14 protein-coding genes are annotated in these 15,426 nt (G+C 40.8%); 10 read left to right on the top strand and 4 right to left on the bottom strand.

Features of this window, described 5'->3' with window-relative positions:
• Window positions 1-86: 86 nt before the first annotated feature.
• A complete protein-coding gene (locus tag MKY19_RS19880) occupies window positions 87-512 on the bottom strand; it encodes a MarR family transcriptional regulator (RefSeq protein WP_339265928.1) in 426 nt (141 codons plus the stop codon).
• A gap of 206 nt (window positions 513-718) precedes the next feature.
• Between MKY19_RS19880 and MKY19_RS19875 the strand changes: the two genes are divergently transcribed.
• From MKY19_RS19875 to MKY19_RS19855, 5 genes are all read left to right on the top strand, one after another.
• Entirely contained in the window at window positions 719-1,234 is a 516-nt protein-coding gene (locus MKY19_RS19875) for a CAP domain-containing protein (RefSeq protein ID WP_188114664.1), read from the top strand.
• A 170-nt stretch (window positions 1,235-1,404) separates the two neighbouring features.
• Window positions 1,405-2,649, top strand: coding sequence for a stalk domain-containing protein (locus tag MKY19_RS19870; protein ID WP_339797150.1), 1,245 nt, complete (start codon window positions 1,405-1,407; stop codon window positions 2,647-2,649).
• Window positions 2,646-3,476, top strand: coding sequence for an AraC family transcriptional regulator (locus MKY19_RS19865; protein WP_339797148.1), 831 nt, complete (start codon window positions 2,646-2,648; stop codon window positions 3,474-3,476). Before MKY19_RS19870 ends, MKY19_RS19865 begins: the two co-directional genes overlap by 4 nt.
• A 74-nt stretch (window positions 3,477-3,550) precedes the next feature.
• Entirely contained in the window at window positions 3,551-4,780 is a 1,230-nt protein-coding gene (locus MKY19_RS19860) for a multidrug efflux MFS transporter (protein ID WP_339797145.1), read from the top strand.
• Window positions 4,752-5,345 (top strand): hydrolase, encoded by a 594-nt coding sequence (locus MKY19_RS19855; protein ID WP_339797143.1) that lies wholly within the window; start codon window positions 4,752-4,754, stop codon window positions 5,343-5,345. Before MKY19_RS19860 ends, MKY19_RS19855 begins: the two co-directional genes overlap by 29 nt.
• A 69-nt stretch (window positions 5,346-5,414) precedes the next feature.
• Here the strand turns inward: MKY19_RS19855 and MKY19_RS19850 are convergent, their stop codons facing one another.
• Window positions 5,415-6,227 carry an undecaprenyl-diphosphate phosphatase gene (locus MKY19_RS19850; protein ID WP_339797141.1) on the bottom strand — a complete coding sequence of 271 codons (813 nt, stop codon included), beginning with the start codon at window positions 6,225-6,227 and terminating at the stop codon, window positions 5,415-5,417.
• Between the two features lie 276 nt (window positions 6,228-6,503).
• On the opposite strand from MKY19_RS19850, the gene MKY19_RS19845 reads away from it, so the two are divergent.
• The gene (locus tag MKY19_RS19845) at window positions 6,504-7,070 is read left to right on the top strand and encodes a GNAT family N-acetyltransferase (RefSeq protein WP_339265919.1); all 567 of its coding nucleotides are present in this window, start codon (window positions 6,504-6,506) and stop codon (window positions 7,068-7,070) included.
• Window positions 7,071-7,131: 61 nt separating this feature from the next.
• Here MKY19_RS19845 and MKY19_RS19840 read toward each other — a convergent pair whose 3' ends face one another.
• Entirely contained in the window at window positions 7,132-8,838 is a 1,707-nt protein-coding gene (locus MKY19_RS19840) for a sensor histidine kinase (protein WP_339797139.1), read from the bottom strand.
• A gap of 63 nt (window positions 8,839-8,901) precedes the next feature.
• Window positions 8,902-10,455, bottom strand: a complete 1,554-nt coding sequence (locus tag MKY19_RS19835; protein ID WP_339797137.1) for a response regulator — start codon at window positions 10,453-10,455, stop codon at window positions 8,902-8,904.
• A gap of 278 nt (window positions 10,456-10,733) precedes the next feature.
• Between MKY19_RS19835 and MKY19_RS19830 the strand changes: the two genes are divergently transcribed.
• The 4 genes from MKY19_RS19830 (at window position 10,734) to MKY19_RS19815 (ending at window position 15,420) form a co-directional block, all read left to right on the top strand.
• Window positions 10,734-12,026 (top strand): ABC transporter substrate-binding protein, encoded by a 1,293-nt coding sequence (locus MKY19_RS19830; protein WP_339797135.1) that lies wholly within the window; start codon window positions 10,734-10,736, stop codon window positions 12,024-12,026.
• 28 nt (window positions 12,027-12,054) lie between these two features.
• Window positions 12,055-12,930, top strand: coding sequence for a sugar ABC transporter permease (locus tag MKY19_RS19825; RefSeq protein WP_076121149.1), 876 nt, complete (start codon window positions 12,055-12,057; stop codon window positions 12,928-12,930).
• Window positions 12,927-13,733: a carbohydrate ABC transporter permease gene (locus MKY19_RS19820; RefSeq protein WP_339265913.1), complete on the top strand. Its 807-nt coding sequence runs from the start codon at window positions 12,927-12,929 to the stop codon at window positions 13,731-13,733. Before MKY19_RS19825 ends, MKY19_RS19820 begins: the two co-directional genes overlap by 4 nt.
• A gap of 181 nt (window positions 13,734-13,914) precedes the next feature.
• Entirely contained in the window at window positions 13,915-15,420 is a 1,506-nt protein-coding gene (locus tag MKY19_RS19815) for a hypothetical protein (RefSeq protein ID WP_339797128.1), read from the top strand.
• The last annotated feature ends 6 nt before the right edge of the window (window positions 15,421-15,426 follow it).

Below are 15,426 nucleotides of genomic sequence, written 5' to 3'. Positions count from 1 at the left end.
ATAGGGATAAACCTCTTTTCAGAAATGGATTCGTATTATTTTTGAAGAATAGATGATATGTCAACTATAGAGCAGAGGATATGCATTTATGCCTCTCTTACATTATTCTGCACACGAGTTAACAAAGTTGTTAGCGCTGAGTACTCCGCAGGAGAGAATCCTGTCGCTATAATTTCGTTTAATTTGATCGTCACCTCATTGATTGTAGTCTCTAATTTCCTGCCTTCGTCTGTGACAAAAACATTTACCGAACGACGGTCTTGCGTACTTGGTACTTTATGAATGTACCCCTTGTTCTCTAAGCTAGCGATCATTCGGGCAACACTGGCTTTATCTTTCCCAAGTTTATTAGCAATCTCGTTCTGAGATAGACCTTCTTTCTCAAGCAACAAAGCCATAAGTAAATGTTGTTCAGGCGCAAGCCGAACGGGTGTAAGCAATTTTGTTAAATAATTGGCTATTTCTAAGTGTAAATCTCGAATCACTAACCCTAGCGGGTCTTTGGAATCCATATGATCTCTCCTAATTAGAAAAATAGATGATATATCAACGTTTATGATTTGTTTATATTAACATAAAGTAACATATGCATGTCAAGTCAAAGAGAAATCAAGTACATAGGGTTAACAAAATTTATAGTAGAATTATAGACTTTGGTACAAGCGTGAGGACCTCTTCCACAATATATTGTTGTAAATACAGTGTAGGAGGGAAAATCATGAAGCAAAGAATATCTTCAATAAGAAGAGTCAAAAGTTCTTTGAGTAAAGGAATAAAAACGAAACGTAGTCCCGTAACGAAAAGAGTAGGGAAGTCAAGGATTCATATTAGACAAGCTAACGCATTTGAATTGCAAGTTTTTAGATTAGTCAACGAAGAACGGACGAGTAGAGGAATCGCTGCCTTAACTCTAAATACGCGGCTAACTGATCTTGCGGTTTTGAAATCAAGAGATATGAGGGATAATAACTATTTTAGTCATACCTCTCCAACTTATGGCACCCCCTCTCAAATGCTAGATCGATTTGGAGTGGAGTGGCGTGCTTATGCAGAAAATATCGCGGCGGGCCAAGCAACACCTGAAGCAGTAATGAGAACGTGGATGAACAGTACTGGTCATAGAGCTAATATTTTGGATCCTCGCTTTACGGATATTGGGGTTGGTTATGTAGGGGGAACTGCTACTAGTCAATATCAACATTATTGGACACAACTGTTTATTCAGAAACCATAAGAGATTACAGAGAAGCCACTCTATAATGAAATACGCCTCTGATTGTGTGTCTAAACATTGAGGTGAAGTTCATTTACGGGGTGGTTTGTTTTGTGTTTTTGAACTGCTTTACAGAAACCTTTCTGGATGAATGTCGTCTAACAAGATATGGAATTTTGAGGAGGGGAACTATGCGTAAAAAATGGATACTTATAGGCGTCTTGCTACTTATGGCAATCACTCCATTGATTGATGTCACAAAGGTACAAGCCGCAAAAGTATTGTTTGACGGAACTAGTAGTGCGGAGCAACTAAAAGCAATAGCTTCGATTAATAAAATTCGGCAACAGATGGGGTTGGATGATGTGAAACTTGATCCTGCCCTCGTTAAGGCGGCGATTAATCATGCTCGCTACGCTAATGCTAATTTTACGATAAAGTCTGAAGGCGATTTATCTATAGAAGTGAAAGGTCGTGAGTTCTTTACCCAACAAACGCCTAAAGAGAGAGTATTAACTTCGGGTTTTAGCGGAGAAGTACCGGAAATTATGGAAACCGTATATATGAAAGAGCGGGCCTATGATGAATTTGATATGGCTTCAGAGATTAACGAGCTAGCAGTTATGCATGATCGCAGGGAAGTGATGCTGACCCCCGCAGTTGCTTCTATTGGCATTGCACGAGTGGGTAAGTCTACCGTGATTGTTGGTGCTGTGAAGTCAGAAGGCGTAATGACTTCACCAGCGACTGCGAGCGTATTTCCTTATGATGGAATGACGCGAGTGTGGTCAGGCAACATTTACAAAATGAATGCACAGCAGTTAATTCAAGGAGAAGCTACAACACTTACGGTCTTTAGTAGTCTACGGGATGTAGCGGACATAAAGGCTAAACTAAGCACACAGGCAGGCAACCGCCACATTAGTATCCCGCTTAGTGTGAAGAAACTCAATTCTGGTTACGGGTATGTATTAACAGCGCAGCGTCAGTTGAGGGGGGATCGGGAGTATACGGCGGAGGTTTCATTTCAATCTGGTGGCGAAACGCTAGTGAAAAAATGGACCTTTAAGACAAGCCCATTCCTGTATCAGTTGAACATTGATGATATGCCACTTCTATCAGCACCGCCGCTAAACATTGTGAATGGCATTTCAGAAGTGCCCATGCGTTATCTCTTTGAGTTATTTGGAGCCAGGGTAGAATGGAACAAGGCAACTCGCACGATTACCGCTGAAAAAAATGGACTTTCTCTGAAGATGACCATCGACGATCATACAGCCTACATTAATGGACAAGCTGTGCAGATGAATAGCCCACCTCATCTATACGGTTATGCGACCTATGTTCCTCTCCGATTCATATCCGAAACGTTCGGATATGATGTAGAATACGATCCGATCGAACGTTCGGTGGACATTTGGACAGGTCTTTTATGAATATAAATAATCTATTTTTCCACATACTATATTGTAATTATAGATACTTCAACGACCCCAAGAGAAATTGGAGCAAGCTCGTTAGAACCCTTCAGCATCATGAACTTCTCTTAGTGACTGGAGGGAAGGGCAGCTTTATGATGGAGCGAAAACGACATTCGTTTAAAGTTGGTATGTTATTCTATATTTCTCCAGATGTTAAGCATTCAATAGAGATAGATGCTGAAGATCCCTTATGCTTTCTGTCCGTTCATTTCAACTATGCGAAGGTGAGCATGAACGAGGAGAACTGGGGAATTAGTGGTGATGTGGATTCACTCCATTTGCAAGCTGTATCCGAGTTGAAGGATTATTATCAAGTGGAAGATATCTTCGGACAAATGATTCAGAGCTGGAATACTAAGCTGCCAGGGTATGAATTTGTAGCGAAGACTTTGTTACAGCAGCTTATCATTGCAATTGCTCAAAATACACAAAAACAAAGTCAAAATTACTCCACTTCATTAAAGGTGGAAAAAATTATTAATTATATGCATCAAAAGATCAATGAGAAAGTTAGCTTGAGCGAATTGTCAGATTTGGTACAGCTTTCACCTGCTTATTTATCGAGAGCATTCAAAGAGATTACAGGTTATTCGATCATTGAGTTTTTTAATAAAATGAAAATTGATAAAGCGAAAGAGCTGATTCTTGAAGGGGACATAAAAATCAAAGCGGTTGCGCAAACCCTTGGATTTACGGATGAATTTTATTTCAGCAGAATTTTTAAAAGAATGACAGGTATCAGCCCTTCGGAATTTCAGAGCAAAAATGTCCATGGAGTTTAGAATAATGCATGGTATAGAGCCAATCTGACTGTTAATATGAGGTTGTTATTGTTAGCAGAAAGAAGGCTTTTTTTATGTCCATGTGGAAAAGGAATTTGATCGTTTGCTGGTTTGGTATGTTTGTAACGGGTGTAGGTATGAGCCAGATTGCGCCAGTATTGCCACTTTACATTAAGCATCTTGGCGTGGATAATGCCGATTCCGTTGCTCAGTTTTCTGGCATTGCTTTTGGGATTACCTTTATCGTTTCAGCCATATTTTCACCCATTTGGGGACTGGCGGCAGACAGGTTCGGACGGAAACCAATGCTTTTGCGGGCAAGTCTTGGGATGGCGATTGTGATCAGCTGTATGGGTTTTGCACCTAATGTGTATGTATTAATTGCACTAAGATTATTACAGGGCACAATAACGGGTTATAGTACAGCTTGTACTACATTAATCGCAACTCAGACGGATAAGGAACATGCAGGATATGCTTTAGGAACCCTTTCAACAGCCAGTATTGCTGGAGCCTTGCTTGGCCCAACGATTGGTGGTTTCATTGCAGAAAGCATGGGTTTACAAAGTTCATTTTTTGTTACGGGTGGACTGATGCTGGTTGCCTTCATTACTACCGCTTTGTTCGTGAAGGAATCTTTTCATCGTGAAGATAAAAAGACGCTAAGTATCAAGGAGGTCTGGAGCAGTGTTCCAGAGAAGAGCCTAACGCTAACCTTGTTTGTAACCTTCTTTATTCTAACTGTTGCTTTATACTCTGTAGAACCAATTATTACGGTATATGTTACTCAGCTCTCCAAGAGTGCTAGTCATGTGGCTTTGCTTGCAGGGATGACCTTCTCAGCTTCAGGGCTGGCTAACATCATTGCTGCTCCAAGGCTTGGCAAGTTGTCTGACCGAATAGGTGTTCAAAAAGTTATACTAGTTGCGCTTATAGCGGCAGGACTTCTGTTTATCCCACAAGCGTTTGTTCAGAATCCTTGGCAGTTAATGGGTCTGCGTTTTCTACTAGGATTAGCGGCAGGTGGGTTAATCCCTTCTGTGAATATCCTCGTTAAGAAAATCACACCAGATGCGCTTACAGGAAGAGTATTTGGATTTAACATGTCGGCAGGTTATCTTGGCACATTTGCAGGTTCGGTTCTAGGTGGGCAAGTGGCAGCCTGGTTTGGGATCCGAGATGTATTCTTTATTACGAGTGTTTTGCTATTGATAAATGCAGGCTGGGTTTATTTTAAAGTGTATAAAAAACTAAGTTTAAATGGGAGAGAAGACAATGGAAGACTTAAAGAGATCAGAAACTGAATGTATTGATGCAAAGAAAACGGCGCTGGTTGTAATCGACTTGCAAAATGGAATTGTTAACATGCCGAATAAGGCTCCACATACAGGTGAGCAGGTGGTTCAGAAAGGTAGCAATTTAGTTCAAGCCTTCACGGAAAAGGGGGCATTTGTAGTACTTGTAAGAGTATCCTCGTTAGATGGTCATGATATGTTAAGACCTCAAACAGATCTGAAGATGAATGCAGGAGCCATTCCAGAAGGTTGGGATACCTTGGCACCTGAATTATCTGACTTCAAAAACGCACATGTGATATCTAAACGTCAGTGGGGGGCATTTTTCGGAACGGATCTTGATTTACAGCTACGGCGTCGTGGTATAGATACAATTGTCTTGTGTGGTATTTCTACATCCATAGGTGTGGATACGACAGCTAGAGAAGCTTATCAGCTTGGTTACAACCAAGTTTTTGTGGAAGATGCAATGACTGCTTCTACGAAAGAAGAGCATGACTATGTGTGTAAAACCATTTTCCCTAGGATCGGCAAGATTCGGTCGAGTGGTGAAGTAATATCCCTGTTAAAATAGGATGAATAGCCCTCATGCTCTCTGTAATCCCAGAGATTGTCATGAGGGCTTTTGTTTGAAATCATGTACTTACATGAAGATAAGGAGTAGTATCCCAGCCAAGAAGCAGTAATAAGAGAAGTACTTCAAATTACCTTTAGCCATAATCCCCATAAACCAGCGCATAGAAAAATACGTAACGATTAGTGTAGTGATAAATGCAATTAAGTATGGAATTGCTAGTTGCGCTCGGTTCGGGTCACTGGCAATATCAGATGCCCCCATAACAAGTCCGCCCAGACTGATTGGAATATACAGCATAAAAGAAAAGCGTAAAGCAGTTTCTTGCTTCATTCCCACAGCGATGGAAGAGATGACCGTTGCGCCTGATCGACTTATCCCAGGAATAAGAGCTACAGCTTGGGCAAGTCCGACTATGACTGCATCCTTTGCTTTTAAATCCCCATCTTGTTTACGACCGCGAAGATTACGAATTAACCATAAAGCAACCCCGGTTACCAGCAAGGCGATGGACACGGTGTGTACTGACGAGAAGATCTCCTCAATTTGGTCCTTAAAGAACAAGGCTACGATAACCGCAGGCATGGTGCCAATGATAATGTACAAAGAGAACATAAAATCTGACTTATATTCCTCTTTGCGGGTCAGAATAAATTGAACTAATCCAGTGATCAATCTTCCGATATCTTTGCGGAAAATAAAGCAAATCGCAATTAGAGAAGCCGTATTTGTTAGGATTTCAAAGGATAGCCCATTCTGTTTTAAGCCTAGCAATTTCTGTGCGATGATCAAATGGCCGCTCGAGGAAACGGGGATTGGCTCAGTTGCCCCTTGAACAAACCCTAGAAACAAGTATTTAAGCCACAGTATAATATCTTCCATTTTTCCTCCCAGTATTTTTGTAATCTTTTTAATCATATCTCATTCAATGAAGAAATGACAATAGAACCATCGTGCCATATCGAAGTTCATCGCCTTAAATGAGGGGTTGACTGAACCAGTTATAATATTCTTGAATGGCTTCTTCACTAACCGAGCCTATCGCGAAAGTAAACTAAATGAGGTGGAACTATTTGTAGTTCATTAATTAAAATTCATCGGCAGGACATTCCGAAAGCCGCCAGCGTTCTGGCAGAAGCCTTCGCAAAGGATGATCCATTGTATCAGCATATTTTGCCTGATGAAACAACCAGACTCCGCGTATTAAACATTTTTTTTCATCGTTATATTGAGATGTTGTATCCTTATTCGGATTTACTAACGACGTCAACAAATTATGAAGCTGTCGCTTTGGTGTTCCATTCGGAGCGTCAGAGCGGGACATTGATTTCGAACGTCAACTATATGAAACAAATTGGGCTGGCGATTCTCAAGTGTTTACCGATTTGCCGAATCATTGGTGTACGAGGATTTATTCGAGGACTAACTATTTTGCGCAGTATGAGCTCCTTATGGTTATCGATGTTTGGTGATCGGAAGTATATGCATTTGGATATGCTTGTAGTGCAAGAACGTTACCGTGGGCAAGGATATGTATCAAAGATTATGATGCCGCTGCTCGCCGAGTGCCGCGAGAAGAATGCATTATGCACCTTAGAGACACAGACGCAAAGTAATCTTCCCATCTATGAGCATTATCAATTCCGCACGGTTAAGGTTATCCCCTTACCCAATAGTACATTAGAGCAGTATTGCATGGCGTATTCTCCAAGCGTTACTCAGTAGTTATTAAAACGGGGCGTCCCATTCAGCCATTTCATGGCTTTTGGGGCAGCCCTTTTTTTGATCATGAACTATATTTCGCAGCAGGGATGATTATTTTTATGGCTGTGCCATAACCTGGCTCGCTTTCAATGTGGATACCATAAGGTGATCCAAAGAGCAGCTGAATTCGATCATGAACATTCTGGATGCCAATCCCTGATAAATGATGTTTTTTGCTTACATTCACCTGCTCAGGAACGTTCGGCATCCCTATACCATCGTCCATAATTTCGATGATTAAATGCTCATCCCGCTGGGAGATGAAGATTTGAATATTGCCGCTGACGTATCCAGGGAAAGCATGGAAAAACGCGTTTTCCACAAAAGGCTGGATGATCAACTTGGGGACCAACAGCTCCGTACTGTCTTCAGAAATCTCAAAGTGGACACCGATTTGATCACCGTATCTGATCTGATTGATAAATACATAATGCTTTAAAGTCTCTATCTCCTGTTTTACAGTAATCATGTCCTCTGTAGATCCTAAGGTATTCTGAAGCATGGAGATGAGGCTATCGATCGTTTGATCCACCTGTTGGGTCCGATGCATGTTGGCTAAATATTTGATCGAACTCAGCGTATTATACAGGAAGTGAGGGTTGATTTGCATTTGCAGAGCATTGAGATCTGCCTTCCGGCGTTCCTGCTGTTCGTAGACAACTCTTTCGGTATACCGGTCAATTTCTCTAATCAGATGATTGTAGGCTTTGGTTAATACATTAGTCTCGTAGCTGCCATCTTCCTGCAAGGGATGCAATTTCAGACTGTCCCCTTTGGACGTTTTCATCGTATTGACTAACTGATTCAGGGGCTGAATGATTCGTTTACTAAGCCAATAGACAAACAACATGCTAATCACCAGTACAATGCTAACTACCTTGATGATTTCGTTTGAGATTGTATATAGCGGCGCAAATGCAGTTAATTGATCAACCTCCTCCATAATGTAGGCATTAAACTCCGGAAGGAAATACGAAATATAGGTTTGTTTATTTTCTGAATTTGTGACGATACCTCCTTGCTCCACAGCGTTCATGGCATTCAATAGAAGAACGGAATTATACGTGCTAATGGAAGCCTTATTGCTGCTGGAGAGAATCATACCCTCTGCTGAGATAAGCGAGATATGAATGCCTTCCGAAATGTAGGGGCTGTATTTAAGATAGATGTTAAGCTCGTCCATAACAACGGCTGTATATCCGTACATTGAACCGGAAGCACTATCTACCAAAGGTTTCGTAGCAAAAATATAGTTTTTATAGGGTACAGTTTCTTTGAAAAGATCTGAACTGCTATGATATTGAATTCGATTGGGAATAACTCCATTAATCGTCATATAATCCGATACGATTTCATCCGGTATTTTATCCCATTTCAAGTTATTGCTTGAATAATGGCGTCCTCCTTTTCCCGGCATTGCCGAAACAATGATATGGGAGTTGTCGGGACTGAGGTAATCTTTGTAGATATCAATATATCTTCCAAGACTCATGACCAGATTGGTATGCTCAAGCGAGGTCAGAGCCGGCTTGGTAATATAATTTTTAAATTCAACACTACTGTTTATCTGCAGCATCGTATTCACAACCTGGTCATTGTATCGAAGTAAATCATTCTTTACCAAATTCATATTGGCGGATGAATTCTGGACGACTTGATTTAGTAGAATCCGCTCTGAAATTTTCGAGGAGGCCATGGTAAGGATGAAGGAGATTACAAGAATCCCCATTAACATAAGGATTAGAATTTTGATAAAGATACTATTCTTACGAAGCAAGCCGTTCACCTGTCTTTACTGGGAGATTTGAGTACGGAACTCCACAGGAGTCTTTCCAGTCATTTTTTTGAATACCTTCGAGAAATAATTATGTTCTGAGAATCCGGTTAAACGGCTGATTTCTGATACGGTTAAATTAGGGTCCAGCAGCAGTTCTTTCGCTTTATCTATTCGCACCCTGCTGATATATGTAGTTAAATTCTCTTGCGTTCGCTGTTTGAAATAAGAGGAGAGGTAACTATAGTTAAGATGCAAGGTATTTGCCATTTCTGATAATGAGATTTCATTAGCATAATGTTTGTTGACGTATTCATAAATCTGGTGCAGAATCATCGATTGTTGATCTGTTTGTTTCATACTGGATTTCAGTGCATCTAGGAATTGTATCAAAATACTCTCTAATTCATTGATGCTATAAGCTAAATCAATGGTTTTAAATAACTTTAGTCTGGACGAACCAAGCTCAGAAATGGGCTGCTTAATATGCTCAAGTGTACTCATTGCCGTATAGATGAGATTTTGACATAAACGTTTCAAGCTATATTCGTCATAGTCCTGTGTAGATAAGATTTTCAGAAAAAACGCTTTCAATTGTTCTCTGGCGTCATCTATAGCCAAAATCCGTAACAATGAAGTAAACTGATTCAGGTCGAAAGATACCTTTTCGCTAGGAATGAGAATTGCATTTTCCGGAACTACTACTTGTGTTGGGAAATAGATCAGTTTGCCAAGGTACGGTGTTAATCGCAAATGCGCTTCCTTAATCTGTTCTAAACCGGAAAATGGATTGGAAAGAATAAATGAGATATACAGAAGCTTTTCTTTCACGGCCTCAGCTAATGATTGAATTGATGTCATTATATTTTGAGCTGCAGTCTCCTCATAGTTTAGGAGAATTAGAAATTCTGTCTTAAGGAATATAAAAGAATAGGTTAAGTTATTAGATAAATGTTGCTTTGCCAATGAAAGAAGGAGCTCCTCCATTTGGTTTTGACTCCACTCTGTTCTGGACAGAAGTAAGCTGTTGCTGGCTTTTGCCAGCATAAAGCAATTTCCTCGAAAATATTTTGTGAGCAAGTCTATAGATTCTTCATTTGGTAACGAATCATGTTCAAGCCATTGGGCAAGGATCAACGAAATGTCCAGATTAGGACGAATATTACCGGATGTATGTAAGTTCACTGAACCACACAATGTCTGGATTAAAGTTATAAGCTCAGCAGAAGAGACTTTCGGTTTGAGTAAATAATCAGTAACGCCGTATTTAAAGACTTCCCGAACATAATCGTATTCACTGTAGCTGCTTAATACGATAATTTTAATTTCCGGATATTTCACTTTCATGATTTTTGAGAATTCTATTCCATCCATAACTGGCATCACAATATCGGTGATGACGACATGTGGACGAGTGGATTCGATATGGTCGAGCGCTTCTTGGCCATTTGAGACCTGGGAAACGATTTCAATTCCATAATTGCTCCAGTTACATAAATGCATAATCCCCGTTCGAAGGATGGCTTCATCGTCTGCGATCATCACCCGATAGGTTGAATCGTTTTTGTTCATAGTAGGACACCCCGTTATTTCTCTTGTTGTATTTTTCTCATCATATAACAATCTTTCATATTACGGTATGGGATCTGGTTTGAAAAGCTATATACAAATAAAAAGTGCTATCGACCATAATTTTTACTAGGAAAAAAATAACATTTATTAAATGAACAATAATTACTACTAAGAAAGAACGAATGATTATTATACTTATCATTTTGAATTCTCTAAAATTAGGTTCAAGCGTTAAAGAATGAACCGCTTACATACAAAGTCAAAAGGGGTTGTAGAAATTGAAAAAATGGTTATCAGTATTGCTCTTAGTATCAATGACAGCAACAGTACTCGCTGCTTGCGGGTCATCAAATTCAGCGGAGAAAAATGAAAGCGGTACTACTAAGAAAAAAGTGATCGCTTGGGCCTGGGACCCTTCCTTTAATGGTGCAGCTTTAAAGATCGCTGAAGATCTTTACAAAAAAGAAAATCCTGATTTTGAGCTAGAGGTTGTTGAAATGGCCAAAACGGACTTGGAACAAAAACTGAATACTAATCTGGCAGCAGATGTTAAAGACGGTCTTCCAGATATTATTCTGGTAAATGATCCTAATATTCAAAAATATGTAAACTCATATCCAAATACCTTCGCAGATTTTGGTGACAAGATTGATTACACTCAATTCTCTCCATACAAGGTCGATGCACTTAAGGTAGACGGTAAAATGTATGGTGTTCCTTTTGATATTGGTTCAACAGGTATGTTCTACCGCTCGGATTATCTGGAGGAAGCAGGTTTTACGGATGCAGACTTACAGAATATCACTTGGGATCGTTATATTGAAATCGGTAAAATTGTAAAAGAAAAGACGGGCAAATACATGGCGACCATTAATCCAAATGATGAAGCCTTAACCTCCATTCTTCTGCAATCGGGTGGATCGTGGTACATCACACCTGACAATAAAGGAAACTTTGTTAATAACCCTGTAATGACAGAGACCCTTCGTGTATACAAAGCGATTTCTGATTCTGGGATTGCTAAGCCTGTTACAGGCTGGAGTGAATTTGTAGGCAGCTTTAATGCTGGTGATGTAGCTACAGTAGTATCGGGAGTGTGGCAGGTATCATCTATCATGGATGCTAAAGATCAAAGTGGTAAATGGAAAGTAGCGCCAACGCCAAGATTGGGAATTGATGGTGGTGTTAATGCATCGAATGAAGGCGGTTCCAGCTGGTTTGTGCTTGATGGCTCAGCTAATAAAGATCTTGCAATTGATTTCCTGTCCAAAACAGTGGGCTCCAGCAGTGAATTCTACGAGCGATTCTTGACGGAAAATGGCGGTGTGGGTTCCTTTATTCCGGCATTCTCCAGTGAGGCTTATGGTCAAACCTCAGAGTTCTTTGGTGGACAAGCTATCTACAGCGATTTCACGAAATGGTCTACAGAAGTTCCGGGGATTTCTCTGGGAATGTATACACAGGAAGCAAAAGATGCACTTAAAAATGAATTGCCAAACATTCTGAATGGCGCGGATTTGACGCAAAGCTTAGCTAACATCCAAAAATTGTTCGAACAACAGGTGCAATAAATATAAAGTTAGCAGGTGGGGATAGGATATGGAGAAAAAGTGGAATAAATCTACTATCGCGGGATGGCAGTTCGTATTATGGCCTTCACTGATCATAATGCTGTTTAGCTTCTATCCCATGATTCAATCATTACTGTTATCATTTCAATCAGGGAAAGGGACTGTGTACAGTTTTGTAGGGCTCAAAAACTATGTGCGTCTATTCTCCGACCCTATGTTTAGACAAGCGGTCTCGAATACTTTATTATACCTGGTTATTCAGGTGCCAATTATGTTGTTCTTGGGCTTAATCATTGCCTATTTTCTTAATATGCCTGGTTTGCGCTTTAAGGGGTTTTATCGTACGGCGATTTTTCTCCCGTGTGTAACCTCATTGGTGTCTTATGCAGTCTTGTTCAAAAGCATATTCTCTGTAGACGGTATTCTCAACCGTATGCTTATGTCCATTCATTTAGTGAGTGAGCCTGTTGGATGGCTCACTGACCCACTTTGGGCCCGTATTGTTATAATTCTAGCAATCACATGGCGTTGGACGGGTTACAACATGATTTTCTATTTATCTGCTATGCAAAATATTGATCCTAGTGTGTATGAGGCGGCTTCTATTGACGGAGCTTCAAAGACTCGGCAGTTCTTCAGTATCACTACACCAATGTTGAAACCAATTATTTTGTTTACAGCAATTATCTCAACGAATGGTACGCTGCAATTATTTGATGAGGTCGTTAATATTACCAATGGTGGACCGGGTAACTCGACAATGACGATATCGAATTATATCTATAATTTATCGTTCGTATATACTCCTAACTTTGGTTATGCGGCTACAGTCTCCTATGCCATTGTAATCATGGTAGCTGTGTTGGCATTTCTTCAACTTAAGGTGGGAGGCGAAAAAGATTGAGCAAGCTAAATAAATCAATCATTCATTTCTTTTTAATCATAGCGTCTGTCATTTCTCTATTTCCTTTTGTGTGGATGCTTATTGGGATGACGAATACTTCTTCGGATATAGTAAAAGGAAAATTCTCGTTTGGCTCAAGCTTTTCCGATAATGTAAGTCATTTATTTGGCTCGACCAACCTTGGCCAGGCGTTCTGGAATTCTGCTCTGATCGCGGTCGTGGGTACCCTCCTAACATTGCTGCTTAGCTCGATCGCAGGGTATGGATTTGAGATTTATCGGACGAAAGGTAAAGATCGCCTGTTTGGTATTCTAATGCTCTCCATGATGATGCCGTTTGCAGCGATCATGATTCCACTGTTCCGGATGTTCAGTAAATTTGGAATTTTAAACACGCCTGTAGCAGTTATTCTGCCTACCATTACAACCGCGTTTATGATTTTCTTTTTTATGCAGAATACCAAATCCTTCCCGCGAGAATTGCTGCAAGCAGGTCGTGTGGATGGGCTGGGTGAATTGAGATTATTCACAAAAGTGTATATGCCAACCATGAAACCAACCTATGCGGCAGCAGCGATTATTACATTCATGAGTAATTGGAATAACTTCCTGTGGCCGTTGATTGCACTCCAAAGTCAGGATAAGAAAACACTGCCTTTGATCGTGTCATCGTTAGCTTCGTCTTATAATCCAGATTATGGCATGATTATGGTTTCCATAGTTATCACTACATTGCCGACAGTATTAATCTTCTTCTTGCTGCAGAAACAATTTGTGCAAGGGATGCTCGGATCTGTGAAGTAGTAACAAAATGATATAGTAGGGACGGGGGCATTTAATTGTCTCCGTCCTTATAAGATTTTGTTTAACAATAAATAGCACAACCTTCGATGAATTGATATAATAGAAACATATATTCGCGTACTTCAGAACCCTATACGGATGTATACGGGTTTTATTTTTATTTGGTGAGGATGGCAGAAAGATGAATTGGTCGGATTTTGGCGAACGAAATAAACGATTGAATCCCCTATGGAATCTGGGGGATGGGATGAACCTTGGCGAAATCCAACCGTACAAAGAAATGGTGTCTTTAAGCATCTTGTTGCAGGTCTATTATTTGGAGCTAGAGTCCAATGAGAGAAGATCCAAGGAAGATATTATAGCGCTGGCTTGGACTGCACTGGAACGCTTTAATATTGCGAATCTCGGGACTACCGAATCCGTAGAACGTTTAGTGGACGGCCTGCTCTGGAGCGGAAATGGTGGGGATTTCGAATCCTATTATTATGATGATGCGGCTCGGCAAATGTCTGTGCAGAAATATAAGTATTTCATGGTGGATGAGGATGCGACCCGCAGTAGCTGGGAAGAGAGCGGCAGAACAATCTATCGTCTCTCCGAATATGCCATGGAGCTTATTTTTATGAGTCATGAGATTATTGAAGAGTTTCAGATCAGCATCAAGCTGCTTGAGATTCAAATGCATATTAAGCATGGACGTGTAACAAGGGCACTTCAGGATGTGAATGAGCTTATCTCCCGGGTCCGGAAGATGACCCATGAGCAGCAGGAATACAGGAATGCATTGCGCCGTAACCCGAAGCATATTTTCAGTGAATTTGGAGTGGCTCGGCATCAGCGACTTGAAGAAATTCATCAACAGTTCGAGGAAGAACGCAAGCATTTTGATAACATTCATCGTTCTCTGGCCCGGCTTGCCAATGACGAGAAAGATGTGATCGACTTTAACGAGATTCGTATTCTTTCAGAACGAGTGGAGCTCTCTAGGCGAGTACACGATGAACTGGCCGAGATAGTCTTGAACATTTTTGAGGTGGAGACTAATTTAAGATTGAACTTCCCTGAATTATTCTGGGGAGCAGCCGGATTTAACTTCCGTACTCATATCTGGGAGGAATGGGTTAAAGAAGAGGGGCTTCCAAGCGGCGACAGCCTTGAACTGCTTCTTGGCGGATTGTTTGCTCCGAATCAGGATTTTGTTTATCCGCTTCCCTGGGCTTGGGAGGAGCAAGAGGTTGGTTTTATTCCGGAATTTGTGATGGATGAACTTGATGATGAGATAGATGCGGAGACCGTTCAATATATTCCTAAGGGGATTCCTTGGGCGGAAGTCGTTGAACTGTGGAAGCCTGTGTTCAATGCTCTAGCCGAGTGTGGAAGCTTTACATTTACTGAGGAAGCTTTTACCCCGGAGGAATTAACACGTTGGGCACGCACACCGGATGCTATAGATCTATGGGTGCAGTTTTTTCATTCTGAAATTACAGTACAAGAACAAGCTCCAGAGAACAGCAACGGATCCGATGAATGCCAGTTGCTAATCCGGTATGTACTAGAGGATGATCCTCAACTGGAGAGCTTGCACGGCAAGCTGCTGCGGACGAGCATTGTTTCAGAACCATACCCAAGGGTACGCTGGTCTGGTCTGGACATGAGTCCATTTATTATTAAGATCGTGGAGAGGTGAGAGGTT

Source organism: Paenibacillus sp. FSL R5-0744 (assembly GCF_037972555.1).
Lineage (GTDB): Bacteria > Bacillota > Bacilli > Paenibacillales > Paenibacillaceae > Paenibacillus_AQ.
The sequence above is the reverse complement of the archived record's forward strand: the minus strand, read 5'-3'. Positions and strand labels throughout refer to the sequence as shown.

Excerpts from the sequence above, each read along its gene's own strand:
- MKY19_RS19880 (WP_339265928.1), bottom strand. The coding sequence starts at position 512 with ATGGATTCCAAAGACCCGCTAGGGTTAGTGATTCGAGATTTACACTTA.
- MKY19_RS19875 (WP_188114664.1), top strand. The coding sequence starts at position 719 with ATGAAGCAAAGAATATCTTCAATAAGAAGAGTCAAAAGTTCTTTGAGT.
- MKY19_RS19870 (WP_339797150.1), top strand. The coding sequence starts at position 1,405 with ATGCGTAAAAAATGGATACTTATAGGCGTCTTGCTACTTATGGCAATC.
- MKY19_RS19865 (WP_339797148.1), top strand. The coding sequence starts at position 2,646 with ATGAATATAAATAATCTATTTTTCCACATACTATATTGTAATTATAGA.
- MKY19_RS19860 (WP_339797145.1), top strand. The coding sequence starts at position 3,551 with ATGTCCATGTGGAAAAGGAATTTGATCGTTTGCTGGTTTGGTATGTTT.
- MKY19_RS19855 (WP_339797143.1), top strand. The coding sequence starts at position 4,752 with ATGGAAGACTTAAAGAGATCAGAAACTGAATGTATTGATGCAAAGAAA.
- MKY19_RS19850 (WP_339797141.1), bottom strand. The coding sequence starts at position 6,227 with ATGGAAGATATTATACTGTGGCTTAAATACTTGTTTCTAGGGTTTGTT.
- MKY19_RS19840 (WP_339797139.1), bottom strand. The coding sequence starts at position 8,838 with ATGGGGATTCTTGTAATCTCCTTCATCCTTACCATGGCCTCCTCGAAA.
- MKY19_RS19835 (WP_339797137.1), bottom strand. The coding sequence starts at position 10,455 with ATGAACAAAAACGATTCAACCTATCGGGTGATGATCGCAGACGATGAA.
- MKY19_RS19825 (WP_076121149.1), top strand. The coding sequence starts at position 12,055 with ATGGAGAAAAAGTGGAATAAATCTACTATCGCGGGATGGCAGTTCGTA.
- MKY19_RS19815 (WP_339797128.1), top strand. The coding sequence starts at position 13,915 with ATGAATTGGTCGGATTTTGGCGAACGAAATAAACGATTGAATCCCCTA.